Annotated in this window: 23 protein-coding genes and 1 tRNA gene; 15 read left to right on the forward strand and 9 right to left on the reverse strand. The window is 62.9% G+C overall.

The features are described 5' to 3' along the window. The 5 genes from EO136_RS01580 to EO136_RS01600 all read left to right on the forward strand — a co-directional run bounded on the left by EO136_RS01580 (position 1) and on the right by EO136_RS01600 (position 4270). A complete protein-coding gene (locus EO136_RS01580; RefSeq protein WP_127142719.1) occupies positions 1 to 471 on the forward strand; it encodes a MerR family transcriptional regulator in 471 nt (156 codons plus the stop codon). Between the two features lie 124 nt (positions 472 to 595). After that, positions 596 to 1519, forward strand: a complete 924-nt coding sequence (locus EO136_RS01585; RefSeq protein ID WP_206513245.1) for a siderophore ABC transporter substrate-binding protein — start codon at positions 596 to 598, stop codon at positions 1517 to 1519. Between the two features lie 60 nt (positions 1520 to 1579). After that, positions 1580 to 2542 carry an ABC transporter permease gene (locus EO136_RS01590; RefSeq protein WP_127142720.1) on the forward strand — a complete coding sequence of 321 codons (963 nt, stop codon included), beginning with the start codon at positions 1580 to 1582 and terminating at the stop codon, positions 2540 to 2542. Next, entirely contained in the window at positions 2535 to 3515 is a 981-nt protein-coding gene (locus tag EO136_RS01595; RefSeq protein ID WP_127142721.1) for an iron chelate uptake ABC transporter family permease subunit, read from the forward strand. Before EO136_RS01590 ends, EO136_RS01595 begins: the two co-directional genes overlap by 8 nt. Continuing rightward, the gene (locus EO136_RS01600) at positions 3512 to 4270 is read left to right on the forward strand and encodes an iron ABC transporter ATP-binding protein (protein ID WP_127142722.1); all 759 of its coding nucleotides are present in this window, start codon (positions 3512 to 3514) and stop codon (positions 4268 to 4270) included. Before EO136_RS01595 ends, EO136_RS01600 begins: the two co-directional genes overlap by 4 nt. An 8-nt stretch (positions 4271 to 4278) precedes the next feature. On the opposite strand, the gene EO136_RS18500 is transcribed toward EO136_RS01600, so the two are convergent. Next, positions 4279 to 4449: a hypothetical protein gene (locus EO136_RS18500; protein ID WP_164730392.1), complete on the reverse strand. Its 171-nt coding sequence runs from the start codon at positions 4447 to 4449 to the stop codon at positions 4279 to 4281. Between the two features lie 175 nt (positions 4450 to 4624). Here EO136_RS18500 and EO136_RS01605 point away from each other — a divergent pair, with 175 nt between their 5' ends. Then, a complete protein-coding gene (locus tag EO136_RS01605) occupies positions 4625 to 4834 on the forward strand; it encodes a hypothetical protein (RefSeq protein ID WP_127142723.1) in 210 nt (69 codons plus the stop codon). A 181-nt stretch (positions 4835 to 5015) separates the two neighbouring features. Here the strand turns inward: EO136_RS01605 and EO136_RS01610 are convergent, their stop codons facing one another. Together EO136_RS01610 and EO136_RS01615 are read right to left on the reverse strand one after the other, a co-directional pair. Next, positions 5016 to 5342 carry a hypothetical protein gene (locus EO136_RS01610; RefSeq protein WP_127142724.1) on the reverse strand — a complete coding sequence of 109 codons (327 nt, stop codon included), beginning with the start codon at positions 5340 to 5342 and terminating at the stop codon, positions 5016 to 5018. A 201-nt stretch (positions 5343 to 5543) separates the two neighbouring features. After that, positions 5544 to 5620: transfer RNA gene (locus tag EO136_RS01615), tRNA-Pro, on the reverse strand. A gap of 128 nt (positions 5621 to 5748) precedes the next feature. Between EO136_RS01615 and EO136_RS01620 the strand changes: the two genes are divergently transcribed. Then, positions 5749 to 6726: a phosphotransferase enzyme family protein gene (locus EO136_RS01620; protein WP_127142725.1), complete on the forward strand. Its 978-nt coding sequence runs from the start codon at positions 5749 to 5751 to the stop codon at positions 6724 to 6726. A 4-nt stretch (positions 6727 to 6730) separates the two neighbouring features. Here EO136_RS01620 and EO136_RS01625 read toward each other — a convergent pair whose 3' ends face one another. From EO136_RS01625 to EO136_RS01640, 4 genes are all read right to left on the reverse strand, one after another. Beyond that, positions 6731 to 7993 carry an O-antigen ligase family protein gene (locus tag EO136_RS01625; protein WP_127142726.1) on the reverse strand — a complete coding sequence of 421 codons (1263 nt, stop codon included), beginning with the start codon at positions 7991 to 7993 and terminating at the stop codon, positions 6731 to 6733. Next, on the reverse strand, positions 7990 to 9504 hold the full coding sequence (locus EO136_RS01630; RefSeq protein WP_127142727.1) for an undecaprenyl-phosphate glucose phosphotransferase: 1515 nt from the start codon (positions 9502 to 9504) through the stop codon (positions 7990 to 7992). Before EO136_RS01630 ends, EO136_RS01625 begins: the two co-directional genes overlap by 4 nt. 79 nt (positions 9505 to 9583) lie before the next feature. Next, positions 9584 to 10699 carry a glycosyltransferase family 4 protein gene (locus EO136_RS01635; protein WP_127142728.1) on the reverse strand — a complete coding sequence of 372 codons (1116 nt, stop codon included), beginning with the start codon at positions 10697 to 10699 and terminating at the stop codon, positions 9584 to 9586. A gap of 8 nt (positions 10700 to 10707) precedes the next feature. After that, positions 10708 to 11262: a polysaccharide biosynthesis/export family protein gene (locus EO136_RS01640; protein ID WP_127142729.1), complete on the reverse strand. Its 555-nt coding sequence runs from the start codon at positions 11260 to 11262 to the stop codon at positions 10708 to 10710. A 164-nt stretch (positions 11263 to 11426) separates the two neighbouring features. Here EO136_RS01640 and EO136_RS01645 point away from each other — a divergent pair, with 164 nt between their 5' ends. Next, positions 11427 to 13499 (forward strand): GumC family protein, encoded by a 2073-nt coding sequence (locus tag EO136_RS01645; protein WP_127142730.1) that lies wholly within the window; start codon positions 11427 to 11429, stop codon positions 13497 to 13499. 30 nt (positions 13500 to 13529) lie between these two features. Further along, on the forward strand, positions 13530 to 14564 hold the full coding sequence (locus tag EO136_RS01650) for a polysaccharide deacetylase family protein (protein WP_127142731.1): 1035 nt from the start codon (positions 13530 to 13532) through the stop codon (positions 14562 to 14564). A 3-nt stretch (positions 14565 to 14567) separates the two neighbouring features. On the opposite strand, the gene EO136_RS01655 is transcribed toward EO136_RS01650, so the two are convergent. After that, complete coding sequence (locus EO136_RS01655; RefSeq protein ID WP_127142732.1) at positions 14568 to 14771, reverse strand: DUF2842 domain-containing protein; 204 nt, start codon at positions 14769 to 14771, stop codon at positions 14568 to 14570. A gap of 92 nt (positions 14772 to 14863) precedes the next feature. On the opposite strand from EO136_RS01655, the gene EO136_RS01660 reads away from it, so the two are divergent. From EO136_RS01660 to EO136_RS01680, 5 genes are all read left to right on the forward strand, one after another. Continuing rightward, positions 14864 to 15928: a COX15/CtaA family protein gene (locus EO136_RS01660; RefSeq protein ID WP_246018233.1), complete on the forward strand. Its 1065-nt coding sequence runs from the start codon at positions 14864 to 14866 to the stop codon at positions 15926 to 15928. 162 nt (positions 15929 to 16090) lie between these two features. After that, positions 16091 to 16552 carry a 50S ribosomal protein L13 gene (gene rplM, locus EO136_RS01665; RefSeq protein WP_127142733.1) on the forward strand — a complete coding sequence of 154 codons (462 nt, stop codon included), beginning with the start codon at positions 16091 to 16093 and terminating at the stop codon, positions 16550 to 16552. Positions 16553 to 16556: 4 nt separating this feature from the next. Further along, positions 16557 to 17036 carry a 30S ribosomal protein S9 gene (gene rpsI / locus EO136_RS01670; RefSeq protein WP_127142734.1) on the forward strand — a complete coding sequence of 160 codons (480 nt, stop codon included), beginning with the start codon at positions 16557 to 16559 and terminating at the stop codon, positions 17034 to 17036. A 160-nt stretch (positions 17037 to 17196) separates the two neighbouring features. Continuing rightward, a complete protein-coding gene (locus tag EO136_RS01675; RefSeq protein WP_127142735.1) occupies positions 17197 to 18135 on the forward strand; it encodes an ABC transporter ATP-binding protein in 939 nt (312 codons plus the stop codon). Beyond that, the gene (locus tag EO136_RS01680) at positions 18132 to 18893 is read left to right on the forward strand and encodes an ABC transporter permease (protein WP_127142736.1); all 762 of its coding nucleotides are present in this window, start codon (positions 18132 to 18134) and stop codon (positions 18891 to 18893) included. The genes EO136_RS01675 and EO136_RS01680 overlap by 4 nt, the downstream gene beginning before the upstream one ends. 27 nt (positions 18894 to 18920) lie before the next feature. On the opposite strand, the gene EO136_RS01685 is transcribed toward EO136_RS01680, so the two are convergent. Next, the gene (locus EO136_RS01685; RefSeq protein WP_127142737.1) at positions 18921 to 20204 is read right to left on the reverse strand and encodes a glycosyltransferase; all 1284 of its coding nucleotides are present in this window, start codon (positions 20202 to 20204) and stop codon (positions 18921 to 18923) included. A 142-nt stretch (positions 20205 to 20346) separates the two neighbouring features. On the opposite strand from EO136_RS01685, the gene argC reads away from it, so the two are divergent. Further along, complete coding sequence (argC, locus tag EO136_RS01690) at positions 20347 to 21399, forward strand: N-acetyl-gamma-glutamyl-phosphate reductase (RefSeq protein WP_127142738.1); 1053 nt, start codon at positions 20347 to 20349, stop codon at positions 21397 to 21399. Positions 21400 to 21422: the final 23 nt, after the last annotated feature.

Raw genomic sequence — 21422 nt, forward strand, 5'->3', positions numbered from 1 at the left:
TTGGACAAATCGCCAGACGCCTTCCGGACGATCTCCGAAGCGGCCGAAGAACTCGATCTTCCTCAGCATGTCTTGCGTTTCTGGGAAACGCGATTCAGCCAGATCAAGCCGCTCAAGCGGGGTGGTGGAAGACGGTACTATCGTCCCGATGACGTCCAGCTTCTCAAGGGCATCCGACACCTGCTCTACGATCAGGGCTTCACGATCAAGGGCGTGCAGCGCATCCTGAAAGAGCAGGGCGCCCGTCACCTCGTTGCGATCGGGGAAACCGGTTCGATACAGCCTATCGCGCCGCAAACTTCCGATGAGGACGTCCACCCGGTTGTTGTCCCGGCAGAAACTCGACACGAGCCTGCGTTTGAACCACCAAATGAGCCCGTACTCGGGCAGGTCGACCGGTATGCGCTGGAGCAGGCCCTGGCCGAGCTCCTGGAGTGCAAGCGGATTCTGGATGCTGCACGTGATGCTTAGTTAACCTGAATTTTTTGATCAAGTAATGTTGACGGCGCCGTGGCGTGCCGACATAAAACATGACCGGTGCGGTCTGGTTATCTGACCGCGCGCGACTTGATCTCATTCAGGATTGGACGTTCCCGTGTCACACCATCACAGCCTTCTTCGTGTCTCCTCTGCGGTCGTCGCTCTTGCGCTGGTGGGCGCTCCGTCAGCTTTTGCTCAGGACATCACGGTCGAGCACGCGCAGGGCGAGACCACGCTGACGGGTACGCCTGCGAAGGTCTTTACCTATGACATGGCCACGCTCGACACTCTTGACGCGCTTGGTATCGAGGTGCAGGGCATCCCTGACGCCAACCTGCCCAACCACCTTCAGGATTACGCTGACACACTCAAGATCGGCTCTCTGTTCGAACCTGACTACGAACTGGTCGCCGCCGAGCAGCCTGATGTGGTGTTCGTCGCCGGTCGATCCTCGAGCGTGTATCCCAACCTGTCCGAGATCGCGCCGACCGTCGATCTCTCGGTGGACTGGACCGATTTCCCCGGCACGATCAAGGAGCGCTCGCGCACCGTGGGCGAGATATTCGGCGAGCAGGAGGCGGTCGACCAGTTGATCGCCGAACTCGATGGTGACATCGCGACGGTGCAGGAGCACGCGCCGACCGTGGGCAATGCGCTTATCGTCATCACTGCAGGGGGCAGGGTAACCGCATTTGGACCGGGCTCGCGCTTTGGCTGGCTGCACGATGACCTCAACATCGTCCCGGCGATAGAGGACGTGGAAGCGGCGACCCATGGCGAGGCCGTATCGTTCGAATTTCTACTGGAAACCGATCCGGACTGGCTGTTGGTGATCGACCGCGATACGTCGGTGGGCGAGGCCTCCCAATCGGCTCAGCAGATCCTAGACAACGAACTGGTCCATGAGATGAGCGCCTGGCAGAACGACCAGGTGGTCTACCTGGATCCGGTGAATTTCTACATCGTCAATGGCGGGCTCAACACGCTGCACACCATGGTGCGCGAAGTGGGCACCGCCATCGGCGCCGACCTCCGATAGCGGGCATCGACGCGCGCTGGATCGCCCTGCGCGCGTCGGCCCCCGAAACGGCCTCACACCGTGCCCGGATTGGCAATCGCAATTTTGTTCACTGGCGCCCTGGCAGGTGTGAGCCTGTTTGTCGGCGTGTCCGACGTCTCTCCTGCCGCGCTCCTTGCCGGGGGCGTGGATGGCCGCGCGGCACAGGTCCTGCTCATCAGCCGCGTGCCCCGCACCCTTGCCATCATCCTCGCCGGCATGGGCATGGCCATTGCCGGCATGATCATGCAGATGCTGGCGCGCAACCGGTTCGTGGAGCCCTCCACGGCAGGGACCGTCGAATCGGCAACACTCGGCATGCTCGTGGTTATGATCTTCGCCCCGGGTCTTCCGGTGATCGGCAAGATGCTTGTGGCTTCGCTATTCGCACTGGCCGGGACTGCGCTGTTTCTGCGGATTCTGCGCACCATTCCGCTGCGTTCGGTGCTGCTCGTGCCGCTGGTGGGCATCATGCTTGGCAGCGTTATCGGGGCCGTCACCACGTTTTTCGCCTATCGGTTCGAGTTGATGCAGTCCCTGGGGGCGTGGACCACCGGCGACTTCTCGGGCGTGCTGCGCGGGCGCTATGAGTTGCTCTGGATTTCAGCCGGCCTGACCGGTGTCGCTTTTGTGGCGGCAGACCGGTTCACGGTGGCGGGCATGGGCGAGGATTTCACCACCAATCTCGGTCTCGACTACAACAAGGTCATGACCCTGGGCCTCGTCATCGTCTCGCTGGTCAGCGCCACGGTGGTGGTCAATGTCGGGATGATTCCGTTTCTCGGTCTGATCGTCCCCAACGTCGTCTCGCTGATGATCGGGGACAACATGCGGCGCTCGGTGCCGTGGATCGCGGTCCTCGGCGCGGGGTTCGTGCTCGCCTGTGACATCATTGGCCGCGTGATCCGCTACCCCTACGAGATCCCGATCGGAACCGTGGTCGGTGTCGTCGGGGGCGTGATGTTCCTTTACCTACTCCTCAGGCGCGAGGCGCGGCATGGCTGATCTCGTCATGTCGGTTCGCCGCCGGTTCACCCCGGGCCTGATGGTCGGCATTCTTTCAGGCATCGCGCTGGTCCTCGCTGTCCTGTTCATGACCGTCGAGGCGCGCGGAAACTGGGGTTTCGTGCTGCCGTTCCGCGGGGTGAAGCTGCTCTCGCTGGTTATCGTGGCCTATGCTGTCGCGCTTTCTACCGTGCTGTTCCAGACCATCACCAACAATCGCATCCTCACGCCTTCGATCATGGGCTTTGACGCGCTCTATGTCCTGATCCAGACAACGGTCGTCTTTTCCTTCGGCGGGCTGGCTGCCGCGACGGTCGATCCCTACCTCAAATTCGCCGTCGAACTCGGCGCCATGATGATCTTTTCGGTTCTGCTGTTCCGGCTGATGTTTTCAGGCGCGCAGCGCAGCCTGCACCTGCTGGTTCTTGTGGGCATAGTCATTGGCACGCTGTTCAGGTCCACCTCGGGCTTCATGCTGCGCATCATTGATCCCAACGAGTTCGCCATGATTCAGGATCAGATGTTTGCGAGCTTCAATTCGGTGCACAGCCAGCTGGCCTTTCTGGCTCTGGGCATCGTCTGCCTCGTCTCGCTCGTCGCCTGGCGGATCGGGCATGTCTTTGACGTGCTCACCCTCGGGCGCGACAACGCGATCAATCTCGGTGTGCCTTACAAGCGCACGGTCATGCTGATTCTGCTGCTCGTCACGATTCTTGTGGCGGTCTCAACCGCTCTGGTGGGGCCAGTGACCTTCTTTGGGCTTCTGGTCGCCAATCTCGCCTACATCCTCGTCGGCACGGCGCGGCATCGCTACGTCATTCCCGCAGCCGCGCTGCTGGCCGTCATCTGCCTCGTGGGGGGGCAGATGGTCCTCGAGCGGGTGTTCAATTTCAATTCGGCGCTATCGATCATCATCGAGTTCGTAGGCGGGCTGATGTTCATAGTGCTGCTGCTGAAGGGTGCCGCCCGATGATCATTGCCGATAAGGTTTCCAAGGCCTATGGCGAGACCTTCGTGGTCGACGCCGTCAGCATCACCATTCCTACCAAGGGCATCACCTCGATCATCGGGCCGAACGGAGCCGGCAAATCGACGTTTCTCTCAATGGTCAGCCGACTGCTGGGCATGGACGCGGGCACCGTCAGCGTGGATGGGCTGGACGTCACCCGCACACCGAGCGATGCGCTGGCCCGCAAGCTGTCCATCCTGCGCCAGGACAATCACATGTCCACGCGCCTGACGGTCCGGGACCTCGTGTCGTTCGGTCGGTATCCGTACTCGAAGGGCCGGCTCACAGTCGAGGACAGGGAGCATATCGAACGCGCACTGGACTACCTGCATCTCCATGAACTGGTCGATCGGTTCCTCGACGAGCTTTCCGGTGGCCAGAGGCAGCGGGCCTTCGTCGCCATGGTGTTGTGCCAGGATACAGACTACGTGCTGCTCGACGAGCCGCTCAACAATCTCGACATGAAGCATGCCATGCGCATGATGAAGCTGCTCAAGGGGGCCGCCCAGGATTTCGGAAAGACGGTGGTCCTGGTGCTGCACGACATCAATTTCGCCTCATGGTATTCCGACTACATCGTCGCCATGCGCGAAGGCAAGGTGATCCGCCAGGGGCCGCCCAGCGAGATTATCGAGCCGGCGGCGCTCAAGGCCATCTACGACATGGACATCAACGTCCACGAAATCGGTGGGCATCGGGTGTCGCTCTTTTACGACTGAGCGGCCCGTCAGCGCCCGAGGCGACGCAGCCCCCAGATTATGGCAAAGACGATGGTCGCTGCCAGAACGATCCAGAACAGGGCGACGAGGGCCGCGGCACCAATCAGCGCACCGAGTGCCTCCCAGAATCCTAAAGTGCCGATCAGGATCGCCAGCAGGACTAGAATGACTATCGGCATCGGACTGTTTCCCCGCGTTAGATGACTTCGGGAAGCTAACCCGCAGGCGTGATTCCCGATAGGGGGCCGTCGCAATGGCATCTAAAGTCTGCGCGACGAAAAAGACGCCATGGCCCGGGAACTTCTGAGGATACCGGACGTTTGAGTCACGGTTTCTCGAGGAAGGGCTTTCATCATGATCAAGCAGATATCTGTAGTCGTCGTTCTCGCCGGTTCGCTGGCATTGGCTGGGTGCACTACCACCGAGCGCGCCATGACCGGCGCCGCGATCGGCGGCGCGGGCGGCGCCGTTGTCGGCAACGCGATTGCCGGACCGGTCGGCGGGGCCGTTGGCGCTGCGGGCGGCGCGGCAACCGGCGTCTTTGTCGCCGACAACATGCGCTAAGGACGCGCGGCCTTGCCGCGGCGCTTCTCTTTATATGTGAACGATGCCGCTCCGGGGAACCGTCCCCGGGGCGGTATTGCGTTTGGATCGAACCTCGTTCCTCGAAAACCGGCGCATCGGAGACTCATAGTTCCTGTTGGTCCAATTAGAAAAGGAAATGCACTAGCCGGGTCTCTATCCTTCACTCGTCGTCTGAATCCTGCTTGTCGGACCACCAATGGGCATAGGGCGTGTTTTCGATCATGTGCCGGTTGTAGTCGGGTGCGCCATCGCTCCACCAGACAGGTCCGCGTTCGCCCAGACCTCGCTTGGCTGCGTCTACCCGGGCGCGGGCGTCAGCCTCGGCGGTCTTATCGCTTGATCGAACGGCCTCTCTGACGTCCCTGCGCGCCCTCATCAGTGACGCGACGAGTCCGGTCTGCTCGCTCTCACTCAGATCGGGGCGGGTCGCTCGCCACAGGCGCCCCTTGACGACGATGTATCGCCTGTCCGGCGTCATTGGCGGCATTCCGACCTTCCTCCGTGGTCCGAGATGAGGCGCCATCCAGCCCGATTGACCGGCTGGACCGTTCGGAATTGCCAATGCGCGATCGGAAACGAAGGTTGCGGAGGCGGAGAGGAGCCCAGGCCTGCCTGGACCTGCAAAGGCAGGTCTAGTGGCGCGCCTCCCCAGGGGGAGCGGCACGATACACGTTGTGAATATTGGGAATGGTCGGAGCGGCCGGATTTGAACCGACGACCCTCTGTCCCCCAGACAGATGCGCTACCAGGCTGCGCTACGCCCCGACGTGCAGTTCACCTATATAATCGCGCTCAATGATGCAAGAGCGCTCTCGGGCCAATTTGCACTTCCATCAGGCTTTTCTTGCGCGTAGTCACGAACGCGGTGCTGCGGGCAGGGGTGAGGCATAGGCATGTTCTGGGACTGGGGGCAAATTCTGGCGCGCTGGGCGGTGATCGATCCGTCCGCCAATCCGACGCTGGTCAACCTCTCGGAAAACCATACCTTCCGCATCGACGCTCCAAATGGCGCACGCTCTATCCTTAGGGTCCACCGGCCCGGCTATCACAGCCTCGCCGGCATCAGGAGCGAATTGGAGTGGATGGAGGCTCTTCGCGCCGACACCGGTCTTTTCACCCCCCGCGCCATCGCCGGCACCAACGGGGACCTGGTTCAATCCGGGCCATTCCAGCGCGCCGACGATCTCCGGTTCATGGTGCTCTTTGCTTTCGAGGATGGTGAGGAGCCAGCAGTCGGCGACGATCTCGAGCCGGTCTTCGCCCAGCTCGGGGGGCTCGCGGCGCGGTGCCATGCCCACGCTCGAAAGTGGACGCCTCCACGCTGGTTCGAGCGCCAGCGCTGGACCGAACGAGCCATACTCGATCCCGAGGCGATCTGGGGTGATTGGCGCGCCGGACCCGGCGTTGCAGGCCCGTTGCGGTCAATTCTCGACGCGCTCGATCAGAGATTGCGGGCCGATCTCGCGGCCTATGGCGCGGAGCCGGATCGGTTCGGACTGATTCATGCTGACATGCGGCTGGCCAACCTGCTGGTTGCGGACGGCGTGACGCGGCTTATCGACTTCGATGATTGCGGCTATTGCTGGTTCGGGTACGACTTTGCCGCCGGCGTATCGTTTTTCGAGGATCACCCGATCGTCGGAGCACTCAAGGCCCGGTGGCTGGAGGGCTATCGTGCGATCGCGGAGTACCCCAGGGCCGACGAGGACATGCTCGACGCCCTCGTACTGTTGCGCCGGATGGCACTGCTGGCCTGGATGGGCACTCATGAAGAAGCGCAGATCGCGCAAGATCTCGCGCCGGTTTACGCGCAGGGGAGCGCAGAACTGGCGGAGCGTTATCTCACAAAAGGTCAGATCACCGCCGATTGAACCTTCAGGGAAGCCCGCCCTCGGCGCCAGCGTCGCGACGGTCATAAGCGGCGACGATGCCCCAGACCAGTCCCGTGACCAGGAACCAGTGCCTCCAGTGGTCGGTGTCGATGATGGCCGAGAGCAGGATCATCGGCACGAATGTTCCGTATACGGGGATGAGCAGCACGCGGCTGGGGGAGGCCCGCAGCAGGGCCTTGGCACCCTTCGCCAGCGTCCAGACGACCAGCACCATATAGACCATCCCGCCGCCCCATCCATAGGCATGGAGGACGTTGACATAGGTATTGTGCGGCTGCTCGGAGATGCGCAGATAGCCGAATTCGAGCGGGCCCAGCCCGAGCGGGTGAGTGAGCGCCAGGTCAAAGGCGTAGCCGATTCGCCCGAATCGCCCGGTCTCTCCGGAGTCATAGCTCTGGGTAAGCGCGAAACGATCCGCAAACAGGGCCGCCACGTCCTCGACACTCAGGAGCGCCACCAGGGCAAGAGACATGGCCATCAGGCCAGCCATGGCGATGAGCAACATCCTGACCTTGTCGCGCCCCGAGGCTTCGAGGAAGAAACACAGCACGAACACCATCGCCGCAGATGCCGCGAAATGGCCCCAGGCCCCACGCGAGAAACTCAGGAATATGCCAGTGAACAGCACCAGGAACAGCACCGCATTGCGAAGCGGTAGCCGCTCACGCCCTAACAGCAGCCGCTGGAGCAGGATCATCGCCGGCAGGACGAGGAAGGGTCCGAAGACGTTGGGATCCTTGAAAAAGGCCTTGGCGCGCCCGAAGCGCAGCAGCAATTCTTCCCCGGGTATGACGCCGAGATAGGCGAGGCTGCCGACCGCCGCACTCACAACCGCGGCGGCAATATAGGCCGATCCGATCAGCCTGACATTGCGCAGTGGGGATTGGGCGACGAAATTGGCGGCGAAATAGCTGGTCAGCAGCAGGAAGACGGTGACCAGCGTGTAGATCAGCGTGGTATCGAGGTCGTTGTAGCGAACCTGGAAAACCGCGATCAGCGCAAAGGGCACGAAGCAAACGAACATCCCGAGCAAGGGCAGGGTGCCGGGATAGACCCGGAACCCAGCAAAGATCGCGAGGCCCAGCACGGCGAGAAACAAGAGCTCGTAGGGCGCGGGTTCGATGAGGACGAAGAAGCCCGAGAATATCCAGAGCCCGATCATCACGCGCAGGAGCGTGGCCGCGCGCGCGGCCATCCACGGGCCGCCCGAGGCCCGCCCGACCGTGGCGCCGCCGGTCGCGGTCAAAAGGCGTTCTCGTTCTTGGTCAGAAGCGAAACCGGTGTCATCGCCAGGATGTAGAGGTCGAGCAGAAGCGTCCAGTTTTCAATGTAGTAGAGGTCGTGGTCGACTCTCTGCATGATCTTTTCGATCGTATCGGTTTCCCCACGCCATCCGTGGATCTGCGCCCATCCCGTGATGCCGGGCTTGACCTTATGGCGCCCGAAATAGCCTTCGACGGCCTCGTGATAGAGCTTGTTGGCGGCCTTGGCCTCGAGCGCATGAGGACGCGGACCCACGATAGAGAGTTCGCCCTTGAGGACGTTCAGGAGTTGGGGAAGCTCGTCGATCGATGTGCGCCGGATGAAGCGCCCGACCGGGGTCACACGGGGGTCTTGGCGCGTGACCAGCCGGCTCGCGGCAGCGTCGGCGGTCTCGACATACATCGAGCGGAATTTGTAGATCTCGATCAGGTTGTTGTTAAAACCATGCCGCTTCTGGCGGAAAAATACCGGCCCCTTGCTGGTGGCCTTGATCGCAATGGCTGTGCCGATCATCACCGGCATCAGCACGATCAGCGCGATGAGCGCGACGATCTTGTCGAACATCCATTTGAAAATGCGGTTCCAGTCCGAGATCGGCCTGTCGGCTATCTCGAACACGGGCAGATTGCCGATATAGGAATAGGTCTTGTCGGTGAAGCGCAGCTTGCTCATATGCGCACTCAGCCGAATGTCGACGGGCAGGATCCAGAGCTGGCGGAGCATGGTGAGCAGCCGCGCTTCGGCCGACAGCGGCATCGAAACGATGATGAGGTCGATGCGTGCGCGGCGTGAGAATCCCACGAGATCGGAGACCTTTCCCAGCTTGGGAATGCCCGCAACCACGGGCGGAGAGCGCTTCTCGTCCCGGTCGTCGAAAAGCCCCAGGAGTTCGATATCTCCGGACGAGCCGCTCTGGAGTGCGCCGATAAGGGTTTCTGCGGCCTCTCCACCGCCGACGACGACGGTTCTGCGGCGCAACCGGCCCTGCCTGCTCCAGCGCAGCACGACGGCCCGCAAGGCGAACCGGAAGGCCACGAGGCCAACTGAGCCGGCAAGAAACCAGGTGGCCAGCCAGACGCGCGACACCAGCTCCCCGGCCTTGAAGGCATAGAGCGCGGCAACCACGAGCAGGATCACCAGCGCCCAACCGAGAAGGACCCGCAGGCTCTGGAGATAGAGGGTGCGATACGCCGCGATGCTGTGGGTCCGGGCGACGTTAAAGGCGATGTTGGCCAGCAGCGTGGTGCCGAGTGCGAGAGGGATGTAGAGTTCGGGTTGATTGAAGTTCAGATAGAGCGCGAAGATCGCCATGCCGATGACGAACAGCACTCCCGCCTCGATCAGCTGGGCGACGCCGGCCACGACCTTGTGAGAATATCCGGACTCGACCGGTTGACTAGCGATTCCCTCGGCTGCGTCCGAGAGCTTGCCGCCTGGCGAGCCGGTTCCCGACATGTGGTCGATCACAGCCTGTTTGGTGTCCACCCGGAACATGCGCATACCTATCCTTTCGCTTGCGGACTGTAGGTGCGCAGGTATGAAAACTCGGTGAAATCCGGTGTTAAATGACCATTCACGCGCTCGCGATGACGCGGGTGTAAACGGCCTCTATCCCGCCTGCCATGCGGTCGAGTGTAAAGGCATTGCGAACGTGATCGAGACGGGCTTCGGTCCGCGCGCGCTGGGCGTGCTGGCGGGCAAGAGCCTCATTGAGCGCGGCGCCCAGGGCGTCACGGTCATCGGGCGGAACGAGTGTGTCGCGCGTGGGGCCGAAGATTTCCGGGATGCCGCCAACATCGGTTGCCACGACAGGCCTGCCCGCCGCTGCGGCTTCCATGACCACGTAAGGCAGCGATTCGGCGCGCGAAGGGACCACCACGCAATGGCCCATGGCAAAGACGGCACGGGCGGGCTGGACGCCCACGAAGCGGACCCGTTCCGCCAGTCCCAGCTCTTCCGTCATGGCTCTGAGCCGGTCCGCATCCGGTCCGTCACCCGCCACGGTCAGCGTAGCGGGGCGGCCATCGGGCCTGACAAGGGGAGCGAGCGCCCCCAGCAGCAGGTCCAGGCCCTTGAGCATGCGCAATTCGCCGATGAAGACGAAGTCGGTCCCATCGGCGTCCAGCGTTACTGGCTCGAACTCTCCTGGCCGCAGGCCGTTGTGGATAACCGTCCCGCGCGTCGATGGATCGGCGACCTTTGCCGCATAGGCCGTCCGGGCGTGATGGCTCTCAAATATCAGGGCATCGGTCCGCCCGAGAAGGGCCTTTTCGAGCTGCAGGAATGTCCAGCCGGAGGCCGTTCGCGGGTCGTAGTGCAGAACGCCGCCATGTGGGGTGTAAACGACCCTGACCTGCTCCTGGGATAATGCGGCCAGCCGCGCCATGAAGCCGCCTTTTGCGCCATGGCCATGCACGATCCCGACGCCCAGCTTCCGGGCGAGCCTGGCGATCCTGATGGGTGTGATGGCATCTGCAAGCCCCAGCACCCTGGGGATGGGAAGGCGATGGATCCCCAGCGTCGCGTGGGCGCCAAGCGCAGTCAGACGCCCCTCTGTGGCGGCGTTGCCCGTGCTTTCATCCACGACCACGCCAACGTCGTGACCGCGCGATGCGAGCGCTTCGGTGAGATCGGCAACGTGTCTAAACAGCCCGCCGACCGGCGCGCGCATGACGTGAAGAATGCGCATGGAGCGGCCTAAAGCCAGCGTTCTGAGATGACGATCGTGTCGCCGGGCTGGATGGGGAAGTCGAGTCCGACATTGCCTCGGACCATCTCTTCGCCCTGCCGGCGATAAACCGTCGCGTTGGTCTGGTTCGCTGTGTCGGAATACCCCCCGGCAGCGCTGACCGCAGCACGGACGGTCATGCCGTAGACATAGGGGAGCTGGCCAGCGCTGGCGATTGCACCCTGAATGAAAAAAGGACGATACTCAGCAACTTCCACCGCGACATTCGGGCTGCGCATCAACCCGTTGGCCAGCGCGGATGTGATCCGGGCGGCCGCGGCTTCCGTCGTGATTCCACGGGCCGAGACGGTTCCGACGAGCGGCATGGCGATGTCGCCGGCATCGTCGATGCGGTAGGTGTTAGTGAGTTCCTCGTCGCCGTAGACCGAGACGCGGACCACATCGCCCGAATCGAGCCTGTAGGGCCCGGCCTGCTCGACGAGATAGGTGGCAGGGCCATTATGTGCGCACGCGGAAGCGAATGCGACGAGGCAGAGCGCGATCGCCATTCTCAAGATGTGCATTTCGGCTACCTGCAGACTTAACCCGACGGCCAAGCTCGCATTTCATGGTTAAGAACTGATTATCACGCCCTCTGGCGGGCTCGCTTAACCGATTGCTTACCATGTGGGGGCCATAAGCAGGAGCCGGTGTCCTACTCTGCGGCAGCAATCCAAGAGGGAACGCGATGTCCGCTTCCGATTTCCGTCAATCACCGGATGCGAGTATCGACCTCGGTGCCGTTGCGCGCGCAATCCTGCGCCGACTGCCCGGCATTATCCTTTTCACACTGGTTCTGTGCGGGCTCACCTATGCGGGCCTCAACTTCCTGCCGCGTCAGTACGAATCCAGCGCCAGCCTGCTTGTCGAGCCGCGACTGAACTCGTTCACGCGCGCAACAACGGATACAACGACAAGCCTTCTGATAGATGATGCCCTGGTGGCCAGCCAAGTGGAGTTGATCAAGGCGCGCGATACGATCACTGATGCGATCGAAATTGGCGGGCTTGCCAATGAGCCGGCTCTGGCACCATCCCGTGGGCCTTTCGGTTTGCTCGGGCGGGGCGATAATCCGAGCGAGAATGCACTTGTCGGAGCAATAAGCGAAGATCTTCGGGTCGTCCAGGAGCGGTCCTCGCGTCTCGTAACGATCACGTTCCGGTCCACTGACCCCGAAATCGCTGCGCGCGTGGCCAATGCCGTGGCGCAGGCCCATATCGGCCGGCGGGCAGGCCAGCAGATCAGCGACACAATCGATGCAACGGCCTGGCTCGAACGCGAGATTTCGGACCTGCGGTCGCGCGTTGCTGAAGCCGAGGGCAGCGTAGCCGAATTCCGCGTGGCCAATGATTTGTTTTTGGGCTCCAACAGCACCAGCCTCGTCGACCAGCAGCTCTCCGAGCTTTCCACTCAGATCACCGCCACTGCAGAGCGGCGCAATGCGGCGCAATCGAGGGCAGAGCTTATCAGGAGTCTCCTTGATTCCGGCCAGTCGGTGTCCGGTGTCAGCGATGTGCAGGGCAATGCGATCGTCCAGCAACTCAGCCAGGACAAGGCGCGCCTGCAGGGCGAGCGCGCCGAGCGGTCCGCCACGCTGTTATCCAATCACCCATCGATCCGGGCGCTCGATGCCCAGATCAACGAGATCGACGCCCAGATCGCCGAAGAGGGGCGCCGGGTGGCCGACGCGCTCGATGTGCAGGCGAGGATCGAAGCCGATCTGCAGGGATCGCTGCAAGCCGATCTCGAGCAACTCAAGTTGACCGCCGGAACGGCCACCCGCGACGGAGTTTCGCTGGCCGAACTCGAGCGCGAGGCGACGGCACAGCGTGAGTTGCTCAACGCCTATCTGATCCGCTTCAGCGAGGCACGTGCCCGCAGCGAAAACGAATCCGTGCTGCCCGACGTGCGGCTGGTCAGCGCCGCCGCCATATCCAGCTCGCCGGTCTTCCCGCGGACGACGCTGACATTGCTTGCGGTATTGCTCGGGGCGGTCACGCTTCAGGTCGGAGCCATCATCTTTGCGGAGCTGCTTTCGGGCCGCGCTCTTGTGGAAAACCGTGGCGGTCCGCGGGGCGGCGGAGTTGGAGGCCCATCAGGCGACCGAGCTGATGCGCCAGAGCCTGAACTGAGGACCGAACCCGGTCCGGCGGCCGACGTAGTGCCCTCGATCTTACCCGGAAAACCGGCCGTGGCCGTGGCGACTCCGGCCCGCCGCGCGTTCGACGACATCGAAGAGATCGCCGCGCGGCTGCAGGCCGATGGCGAGCGGCGCATCGTTATCGCGTCGATGGGCAACGACAAGGATGGGCGTGCCTTTGCAGAGCGCCTGTCGGCCCGTCTGGTTCGGGACGGGCTGAGCGTGGCCGAAGTGGATGCCGCAAGCCGCGTGCAGGGCCTCGAGCTCGGGCTGAGCGATCTGTGCGCCGAGGAAGCCGATTTCGGCGATGTGGTCTATCGCGACAAGGACGACAGGTTCGCCTTCGTGCCCTGGGGGCAGACCGCTGCCCTGCCTCGGCACACCCGTGCCCCGGGAACGCTTGTGGATGCGCTTGCCGATATCTACGAGATGGTCATCGTGGTAACGGGCAAGCTGGGCGTGTCCTCCACCCTGCCGCTGTTTGCGGACGAGCAATCGGGTTGCCTTGTGCTTGTCTCCGGGGCAGAGGATGGCGAAGACATCAGGGTCGAGGTCGAGGCGCTCGGATTTGGCACTGTGCGCACAGCCCGCTGGCGTGAGCGCCAGTCCGACGTTGCCTGATCCGTCCCGTCCCGCCGACCGGAGAATGTCATGTCGCGCTACAGCATCTACCGGATGGCGTTCGAGGCGCTTGCGCGCATCAATGCAGGGCCGGCGATCCGCAAGCTGTCGCGCGCGCGGGGGGTGATCTGGACGCTCCATCGCGTTCTGCCCGAGGCGCCCGAAGCCTTCGCGCCCAACGCCATTCTCCAGGTGACACCCGATTTTCTGGAGGCGGCGATCATAAAGGCCCGTGAAAGCGGGTTCGATATCGTGGACATGGACGAGGCGGCGCGCCGGATTAAGGCGGAACCGCCCGAGCGGCCCTTCGTGGTCCTGACCTTCGATGATGCCTATCGCGACAATCTCGTTCACGCCCTGCCGGTCCTCAGGCGCCAGAATGCGCCCTTTACCCTTTATGTCCCGACCGCGCTCGTGGACGGGGAAGGCGAAGTCTGGTGGCAGGCGCTCGAGGACATGGTCTCTGCCAATAACGTGGTTGTGGCGCCCGGCGCTTCTGGACCGCGGTACATGGACACGGGGACCCTCGAGCAGAAAGAGCGCGTCTACGGGGCGCTTTATGCCGAATGCCGCGCCATGCCCGAACACAAGCGGGTGGGGATGATTGCGGAGATGGCCGCGGATCATGACCTTGATCTGGCGGCCCATTGTCGGTCCCTGATCATGGATTGGGACGAATTGCAGACCTTTGCGCGGGAGCCCCTGTGCACGCTCGGGGCGCACACGGTGCACCACTTCGAGCTCGCCAAGCTCAGCGCCGCCGAGGCGCGGGTGGAGATCGAACAGTCCGCCAACGTGCTGTCGGCGGCCTTCGGTGTGCGGCCCGTGCACCTTTCCTATCCCATAGGTGCCAAGGTTTCGGCGGGGCCGCGCGAATTCGCCATCGCGGGCGATCTGGGGTTCGAAACCGCTGTAACCACGCGTCCCGGTGGCCTATATGCCACCCATCGCCAAACGATGACCGCCTTGCCCCGGATATCGCTCAATGGGCGGTTCCAGGACCCCCGCTATCTCGATGTCTTTTTGACCGGCGCCATCTTCACGCTGCAGGCGGGCAGGGGCTGAGGATCAGTCTGGCCGCGCCATCCAGCGGATGATGGGCATGGCCGGCAGAATCCAGGCGAGTCCCATGAGAACGAAGAAGACGAGATGGACCAATGCATGGGCGCCCACAAGGAGCAGCTCGTAGAGCCACATGCCCAGAACGGTCCAGACGACCAGCGTGACGAGCGTGAGAATGGTTCCCACGGCCTTGCGTTGTCTCTGGGTCAATAGGGGCTCCGGCCTGCGGCGATTGTGAACATTGCATTGGCTCGAGGTTGGCTTTAGCAGTTCCGCCAGTTTAGACAAACCGGGTGTCATCCGTGAGCACGCTTTCCGTCGCAGCCCCTGCAATGGATACCGACCGGCTCAAGCCGGTTCGCATCTGGCTCTATGTGCTGGCGGCGTTCGTTCTGGTCATGGTCTTTGTCGGCGGCGCCACCCGGCTGACGGAATCAGGCCTTTCGATCACGGCCTGGAAACCCATTTCAGGGATTATCCCGCCGCTCTCGGACGCCGACTGGCAGGCCGAGTTCGAGGCCTACCGGCAGATCCCGCAATACCAGCAGGAATTCGCCGGCTGGATGGGTGTCGAGGAGTTCAAGCTCATCTTCTGGTGGGAATGGATCCACCGGTTCCTGGGCCGGATGCTGGGCTTTGCCTTCGCCATTCCCTTCGTGATCTTCCTCGTCCAGAAGCGCATTCCCGGCTCACTTGCCGCGCCGCTCGCCGGCCTGTTTGTGCTGGGTGGGTTCCAGGGACTGCTGGGCTGGTGGATGGTGTCCTCGGGCCTGAGCGAGCTGACCTCGGTTTCCCAGTACAGGCTTGCCGCGCATCTGAGCGCGGCCTGCGTGCTGCTGCTGGCTTTGGTGGGCGTGGCCCGGTCGATCAGCCCGCCGGTGGAGACGCGCATCGCTGTGCCGCGCGGCTGGACCTATGCGGTGTGGGGACTGCTTGCACTCTTGTTCCTGCAGATCGTGTTCGGTGCCTTCGTGGCGGGTCTGGACGCAGGGCATTCGCACAACACCTGGCCGCTCATGAACGGTGCGCTTGTGCCGGCGGGCCTCATGGGGATCGACCCGGCGTGGCGGAGCCTTTTCGAGGACGTGATGACCGTGCAGTTCGTCCACCGGATGATCGCCTATGCGATCGTGCTCTATGTGGGCGTGATGGTCTGGGTCGGCGCCAGGCGCGTGGGACTGGAAGGGGTGCACGGCTGGATGGGGCGGATCGCGTTGATGACGCTGTTGCAGGTCGTTCTGGGGATCGCCACGCTGCTGACGCTGGTGAACATCCCCCTCGCGCTAGCCCACCAGATCCTCGGCTTCATGCTGATCGCCATGGTCATGGGCTATATCATTGACATGCGCAGGGTTTCTGCGCGGTAAAATGATACCGCAATCGCAAGCCTATGAAAACGTTGACGAAAATATTTGCGCTTGACGGTGGTGTCGCGTCTCGCTAATACGCCGCCGACACATCGCTCCACGATTGTGACACGGGCCGCTCCAGCGTGAGCGGTTTGTCATATCTGCCAGGGAAACCGAACCATGAAAACCTACTCTGCCAAGGCTGGCGAGATCGAGAAGAAGTGGGTCGTGATCGACGCCGAAGGTCTGGTCGTCGGCCGCCTCGCCGCTCTTATCGCCACCCGCCTGCGTGGCAAGCACCTGCCGACTTATACGCCGAACCAGGACACCGGGGACAACGTCATCGTCATCAATGCCGACAAGGTGAAGTTCACCGGCAAGAAGCTCGATGACAAGCGTTTCTACTGGCACACCGGCTATCCCGGCGGCATCAAGGACCGCACCATGCGCGAGCTGCTCGAGGGCCGTTTCCCCGAGCGCGTCGTTCAGAACGCCGTGCGGCGCATGCTGCCCAGCGGTCCGCTCGGGCGCACCCAGCTCGGCAATCTGCGCGTTTATGCCGGCGCCGAGCATCCCCATGAGGCCCAGCAGCCCGAGGCGCTCGACGTCGCTGCGCTCAACACCAAGAATGTAAGGGTGTAATCCAATGTCCGAGACCATCAACTCCCTTGAAGACCTCGGCACGGCCACCCAGACCGAGACCTCCGACGCTCCGGTGCGTGTTCAGAAGCTCGACGCTTATGGCCGCGCTTACGCCACCGGCAAGCGCAAGGACGCGGTCGCCCGCGTCTGGATCAAGCCCGGCAGCGGCAAGATCACCGTCAACGGCAAGGAGCACACCGCTTACTTCGCGCGTCCCGTGCTCCAGATGATCCTCCAGCAGCCGATCGTCACTGCCGAGCGCGTCGACCAGTACGACGTCGTCGCGACCGTAGCCGGTGGTGGACTCTCGGGCCAGGCCGGTGCCGTACGTCACGGCATCTCCCAGGCTCTGACCCTTTACGAGCCGGAGTTGCGCGGCGTGCTCAAGCGCGGGGGCTTCCTGACCCGCGACAGCCGCGTGGTGGAACGCAAGAAGTACGGTCGCGCCAAGGCTCGTCGGTCCTTCCAGTTCTCCAAGCGCTGATTACTGCGCCAACCCATCGGCAAAAGGCCCCGCAGCGCGGGGCCTTTTCTTTTTTCAACGCACTGGTCAATCGTCATAGAGCGCCTATATACCCAAGCGCGGACGCTGAACCCGGAGACAACCGGGCGGCGGACGACCTGCCATTCCGGAGGCGAATCCCTTGGATACACATGCTCAGGCCGCCGTGGAGATCTCCGGCCTCTACAAGACCTATGACACCGGCTTCAGCGCCCTCAAGAACATCGACCTGACCATCCATAAGGGCGAAATCTTCGCGCTTCTGGGTCCCAACGGCGCGGGTAAGACCACCCTGATAGGCACCATCTGCGGGCTCGTGCGCCCCACCTCGGGTACCATCAAGGCCGGCGGATATGACGTGGTCCGCGAGTTCCGAAAGTCGCGCGCGATCATCGGGCTGGTGCCCCAGGAGTTGACCACGGACCGGTTCGAATCGGTCTGGGATACGGTCGTCTACACCAGAGGTCTGTTCGGCAAGCCGCGCGATGACGCCCATGTCGAGAAGGTGCTGCGCGATCTCTCCTTGTGGTCCAAGCGCAACGACAAGCTGATCACGCTGTCGGGCGGGATGAAACGCCGTGTCCTGATTGCCAAGGCGCTGAGCCACGAGCCCGATATCCTGTTCCTCGACGAACCCACCGCAGGGGTGGACGTCGAGCTGCGCAAGGACATGTGGGCCGTGGTCCGCGAGTTGCGCGAGAGCGGCGTGACGATCATCCTGACCACCCATTATATCGAAGAAGCCGAGGAGATGGCCGACCGTATCGGCGTGATTTCCAATGGCGAAATCATCCTTGTCGACGGCAAGGACGAGCTGATGCGCAAGCTGGGCCGCAAGGACCTCGTGATCCAGCTCCAGGAGCCGCTGGATGCTGTTCCGGACTCGCTGGAAGAGCTGGGGCTGGGCCTTCGCGATAACGGCAACGAGCTGATCTATTCCTATGACAGCACCGCCGACCGCACGGGCATTGCCGGGCTGATGGCCGCGGTGCATCGCGAGGGAATCCGCATCAAGGACCTGAGCACGCACCAGAGTTCACTTGAAGAGATTTTCATCGGGCTTTTGAAGGACCGCACATGAATATCCATGCGATCAAAGCCATCTATTATTTCGAGATGGCGCGCTGGTGGCGCACCATCTTGCAATCGATCATCTCGCCGGTCGTTTCGACCGCGCTGTATTTCGTGGTCTTTGGTGCTGCCATCGGCCAGCGGATCGAGTCGGTCGAGGGGGTGAGCTACGCGGCCTTCATCGTGCCCGGGCTCATCATGCTGTCGCTGCTCCAGCAATCGCTGTCCAACGCCTCGTTCGGGATCTATTTTCCCAAGTTCGCCGGAACGATCTACGAGATTCTCTCGGCTCCGATATCCCATATCGAAACGGTCATCGCCTTCGTGGGCGCAGCGGCCACCAAATCCATCGTTCTCGCGCTGATCATTCTGGCGACGGCGACGCTGTTTGCCGATATCCGGATCGATCATCCGGTGTGGATGGTTGTGTTCCTGATCCTGACGGCGGTGACGTTCTCGATGATCGGGTTCATCATCGGCATCTGGGCCGAGGGCTTTGAAAAGCTGCAGCTCGTCCCGCTCCTGATCGTGACTCCGCTCGCGTTCCTCGGCGGCACGTTCTACTCGATCTCGATGCTGCCCCCGGTCTGGCAGACAGTGACGCTGTTCAATCCGGTGGTGTATCTCGTCAGCGGGTTCCGCTGGAGCTTTTACGGGGTCTCGGACGTCGATGTGGGGATCAGCCTTGCGATGACGCTGCTGTTCCTGGCGATCGCGCTGGCCGTCGTCGTCTGGATATTCCGCACAGGATACCGGCTGCGCGCCTGATCGGCACGGCGTTCGTGTTCAATGGCATCAGGCCCGGCGGCGCTGCGCCCCGGGCCGGAAATTGGCCATCACGCCCTCGATGAACTTGATCGCGTTAGCCTTGCCGTCCTCGGCCCGCAGGCGTGCGCCGAGGGCCTGGGCGTTTTCCTTGTACTCGGGCGCGGTATCGAGCGCCTTGAGGGCATCGGCGAGGATGTCCGCGGTGAGCTTGCGCCGGCGCACGGGCTTGGGACCACACCCGAGCTCGAAAATGCGACGGCCCCAATAGGGCTGGTCGACGGTCTGGGGCACGACGAAGGTGGGCAGGCCCTGATGCAGACCGGCGGCCGTCGTGCCCGCGCCGCCATGGTGGACCACGGCCTTCACGTGCTTGAACAACTGGTCGTGGGGCGCGCGCTCGATCACATAGACGCTGTCCGGCATGTCCGAGGTGTTGATGCCGCCCCAGCCGCGACCCACGACGACGCGGCCCGAGAACTGGGTCATCGCGCCGCGCAGGATTTCGGTGTTGCGCTCGGCGCCGAACGGCATGGATCCAAAGCCCACATAGATCGGGGTGGGACCGGCCGCGAGGAAGGTCCGGAAGCGCGCGTCAGGCTCCCAGCCGGAATTGTCGTCCAGCATCCAGTAGCCGGTGACGATCGAGGAGCGTGGCCAGTCGCGCGGGCGCGGGGAGACCACCTCCGAATAGGCATTGAGCGTCCAGAGCGAACGCCCGTCATTGTCCTTGAAGAACCCGCCCTTTTTGCGCGGCTCTAGCCCCATCAGCTCCCGCCGCAACTTGTTGCGCGGCAGGTTGTAATAGATCTGCTGGACGGTCATGGCCGAATAGGTCAGCCGGTTGATCGCCTTGCCGAAGGTGGGGGCGTAGTGAACGCACAGCGGGAATTCGCTGGTGGCGTTGAGCGGCTGGAGCGCCACCACGATGACCGGGATATCCAGCGCCTCGGCGATATCGACCGAAAAGCTGGTGTTCATGTGCATCAGGATGCAATCGGCCCCCTGGCACATGTCCCACGCGGCGCGGGCCGCCTGATCCACGATCTTCTGGCCCTGGCGCAACAGCCCGGGCGCGTTGACCAGAAAGCTCTGGTTCATCGCCTTGTCGAACTGGCTCTGGGTGACGAATTCCTGGATCGACCCGCCAAGACTGCGGAACTCGATTCCGTAGCTCTCGACCATGGCCGCGAAATCGTCGGTGGCGCCCAGAACGACGGAATAGCCGCGCGCCTTCATGGCAATTGCAAGGGCCAGATAAGGCTGAACATCACCTTGCGTGCCGAGTGTGGCCATCGCAATGCGTTTCGTCATGGACACCTCACATACGGCCGATGCGGATTGTGCCCGTCATCGGCTCTGGCCTTGCGGCGCCATTTACTTTGCCGTCCGGCGGCAGTAAGAGGGCCTCGCGCCACGACTTCATTTGCATAATCCCGACATGAGAGCAAGTCAGATGCCATCGCCGAAAAGAGCCGCGCTTCTGGGAGCTTCGGGCTACACCGGGGCCGACCTTCTGCGTCTTGGTGTGCGTCATCCCGGCCTCGAGTTCGTTGCCCTGACCGCCAATACCCATGCGGGCAAGCCCATGGCGTCGGTGTTCCCCCATCTGGCCCATGCCGGCCTCCCCGATCTGGTCGCCAATGACGACGTCGATTTCTCTGACGTCGACGTGGTGTTCGCCGGGCTGCCGCACGGGGCGAGCCAGGAGCTTCTCTCGCGCATCGTCGATTCTCATCCCGATCTGGTGGCCATCGACATGGGAGCCGATTTCCGGTTCCGGGATCCTTCCCATTACGGGCCAGTCTATGGTGCCGATCACGTGGCGCCCCATCTTCAGGCTCAGGCGGCGTATGGGCTGACCGAACACAACCGCGATTCGATCCGCTCATCCCGGATCATCGCGTGCCCGGGCTGCTATCCGACCGCGACGCTGCTGGCGCTGCTGCCGCTGGTCAAGAGCGGCGCGATCTCGGATCAGGACATCATCATCGACGCCAAATCCGGTGTTTCCGGGGCAGGGCGGGGGCTCAAGCAGAACACGCTTATGGCCGAGGCCGGTGAAAGCCTGACGCCCTACGGGGTGGGCGTGCATCGCCACGCGCCCGAGATCGAGCAGGAAATCGGGCTGGTCGCGGGCAAGCCCGTGAGCGTCAATTTCACGCCCCATCTTGTGCCCATGGCGCGCGGCGAGCTGATCACGGCTCATGTGCGGCTCGGCAGCGCAGCCAATGCGGCCGAAGTGCGCGAGGCGCTCAAGGCGGCCTATCGCGACGAGCCGTTCGTGCGGATCGGGGAGGCGGGAGAGATCCCCTCGACCGGCCACGTCCGGGGCTCGAACTTCTGCGTCATCAACGTCTTTGACGACCGCATCAAGGGCCGCGTCATCGTGATCGCGACCATCGATAATCTCGTCAAGGGAAGCGCCGGGCAGGCGATCCAGAACTTCAACGTCGTCTTCGGCTTTCCCGAGGCGACCGCTATCGAGGCTCTGCCGCTCTTCCCTTGAGGGAATCGAGCGACAGGGCCGGT

Source organism: Pelagibacterium montanilacus (assembly GCF_003992665.1).
Classification (GTDB): domain Bacteria; phylum Pseudomonadota; class Alphaproteobacteria; order Rhizobiales; family Devosiaceae; genus Pelagibacterium; species Pelagibacterium montanilacus.

What these genes read in the sequence shown, in the direction of transcription:
- EO136_RS01605 (WP_127142723.1), top strand. Translation starts at nt 4,625, where the DNA reads ATGATCAAGCAGATATCTGTAGTCGTCGTTCTCGCCGGTTCGCTGGCA.
- EO136_RS01635 (WP_127142728.1), bottom strand. Translation starts at nt 10,699, where the DNA reads ATGCGCATTCTTCACGTCATGCGCGCGCCGGTCGGCGGGCTGTTTAGA.
- argC (WP_127142738.1), top strand. Translation starts at nt 20,347, where the DNA reads ATGCCATCGCCGAAAAGAGCCGCGCTTCTGGGAGCTTCGGGCTACACC.
- EO136_RS01595 (WP_127142721.1), top strand. Translation starts at nt 2,535, where the DNA reads ATGGCTGATCTCGTCATGTCGGTTCGCCGCCGGTTCACCCCGGGCCTG.
- EO136_RS01610 (WP_127142724.1), bottom strand. Translation starts at nt 5,342, where the DNA reads ATGCCGCCAATGACGCCGGACAGGCGATACATCGTCGTCAAGGGGCGC.
- EO136_RS18500 (WP_164730392.1), bottom strand. Translation starts at nt 4,449, where the DNA reads ATGCCGATAGTCATTCTAGTCCTGCTGGCGATCCTGATCGGCACTTTA.
- EO136_RS01685 (WP_127142737.1), bottom strand. Translation starts at nt 20,204, where the DNA reads ATGACGAAACGCATTGCGATGGCCACACTCGGCACGCAAGGTGATGTT.
- rplM (WP_127142733.1), top strand. Translation starts at nt 16,091, where the DNA reads ATGAAAACCTACTCTGCCAAGGCTGGCGAGATCGAGAAGAAGTGGGTC.
- EO136_RS01645 (WP_127142730.1), top strand. Translation starts at nt 11,427, where the DNA reads ATGTCCGCTTCCGATTTCCGTCAATCACCGGATGCGAGTATCGACCTC.
- EO136_RS01650 (WP_127142731.1), top strand. Translation starts at nt 13,530, where the DNA reads ATGTCGCGCTACAGCATCTACCGGATGGCGTTCGAGGCGCTTGCGCGC.
- EO136_RS01600 (WP_127142722.1), top strand. Translation starts at nt 3,512, where the DNA reads ATGATCATTGCCGATAAGGTTTCCAAGGCCTATGGCGAGACCTTCGTG.
- EO136_RS01630 (WP_127142727.1), bottom strand. Translation starts at nt 9,504, where the DNA reads ATGTTCCGGGTGGACACCAAACAGGCTGTGATCGACCACATGTCGGGA.
- EO136_RS01680 (WP_127142736.1), top strand. Translation starts at nt 18,132, where the DNA reads ATGAATATCCATGCGATCAAAGCCATCTATTATTTCGAGATGGCGCGC.
- EO136_RS01620 (WP_127142725.1), top strand. Translation starts at nt 5,749, where the DNA reads ATGTTCTGGGACTGGGGGCAAATTCTGGCGCGCTGGGCGGTGATCGAT.
- rpsI (WP_127142734.1), top strand. Translation starts at nt 16,557, where the DNA reads ATGTCCGAGACCATCAACTCCCTTGAAGACCTCGGCACGGCCACCCAG.
- EO136_RS01640 (WP_127142729.1), bottom strand. Translation starts at nt 11,262, where the DNA reads ATGCACATCTTGAGAATGGCGATCGCGCTCTGCCTCGTCGCATTCGCT.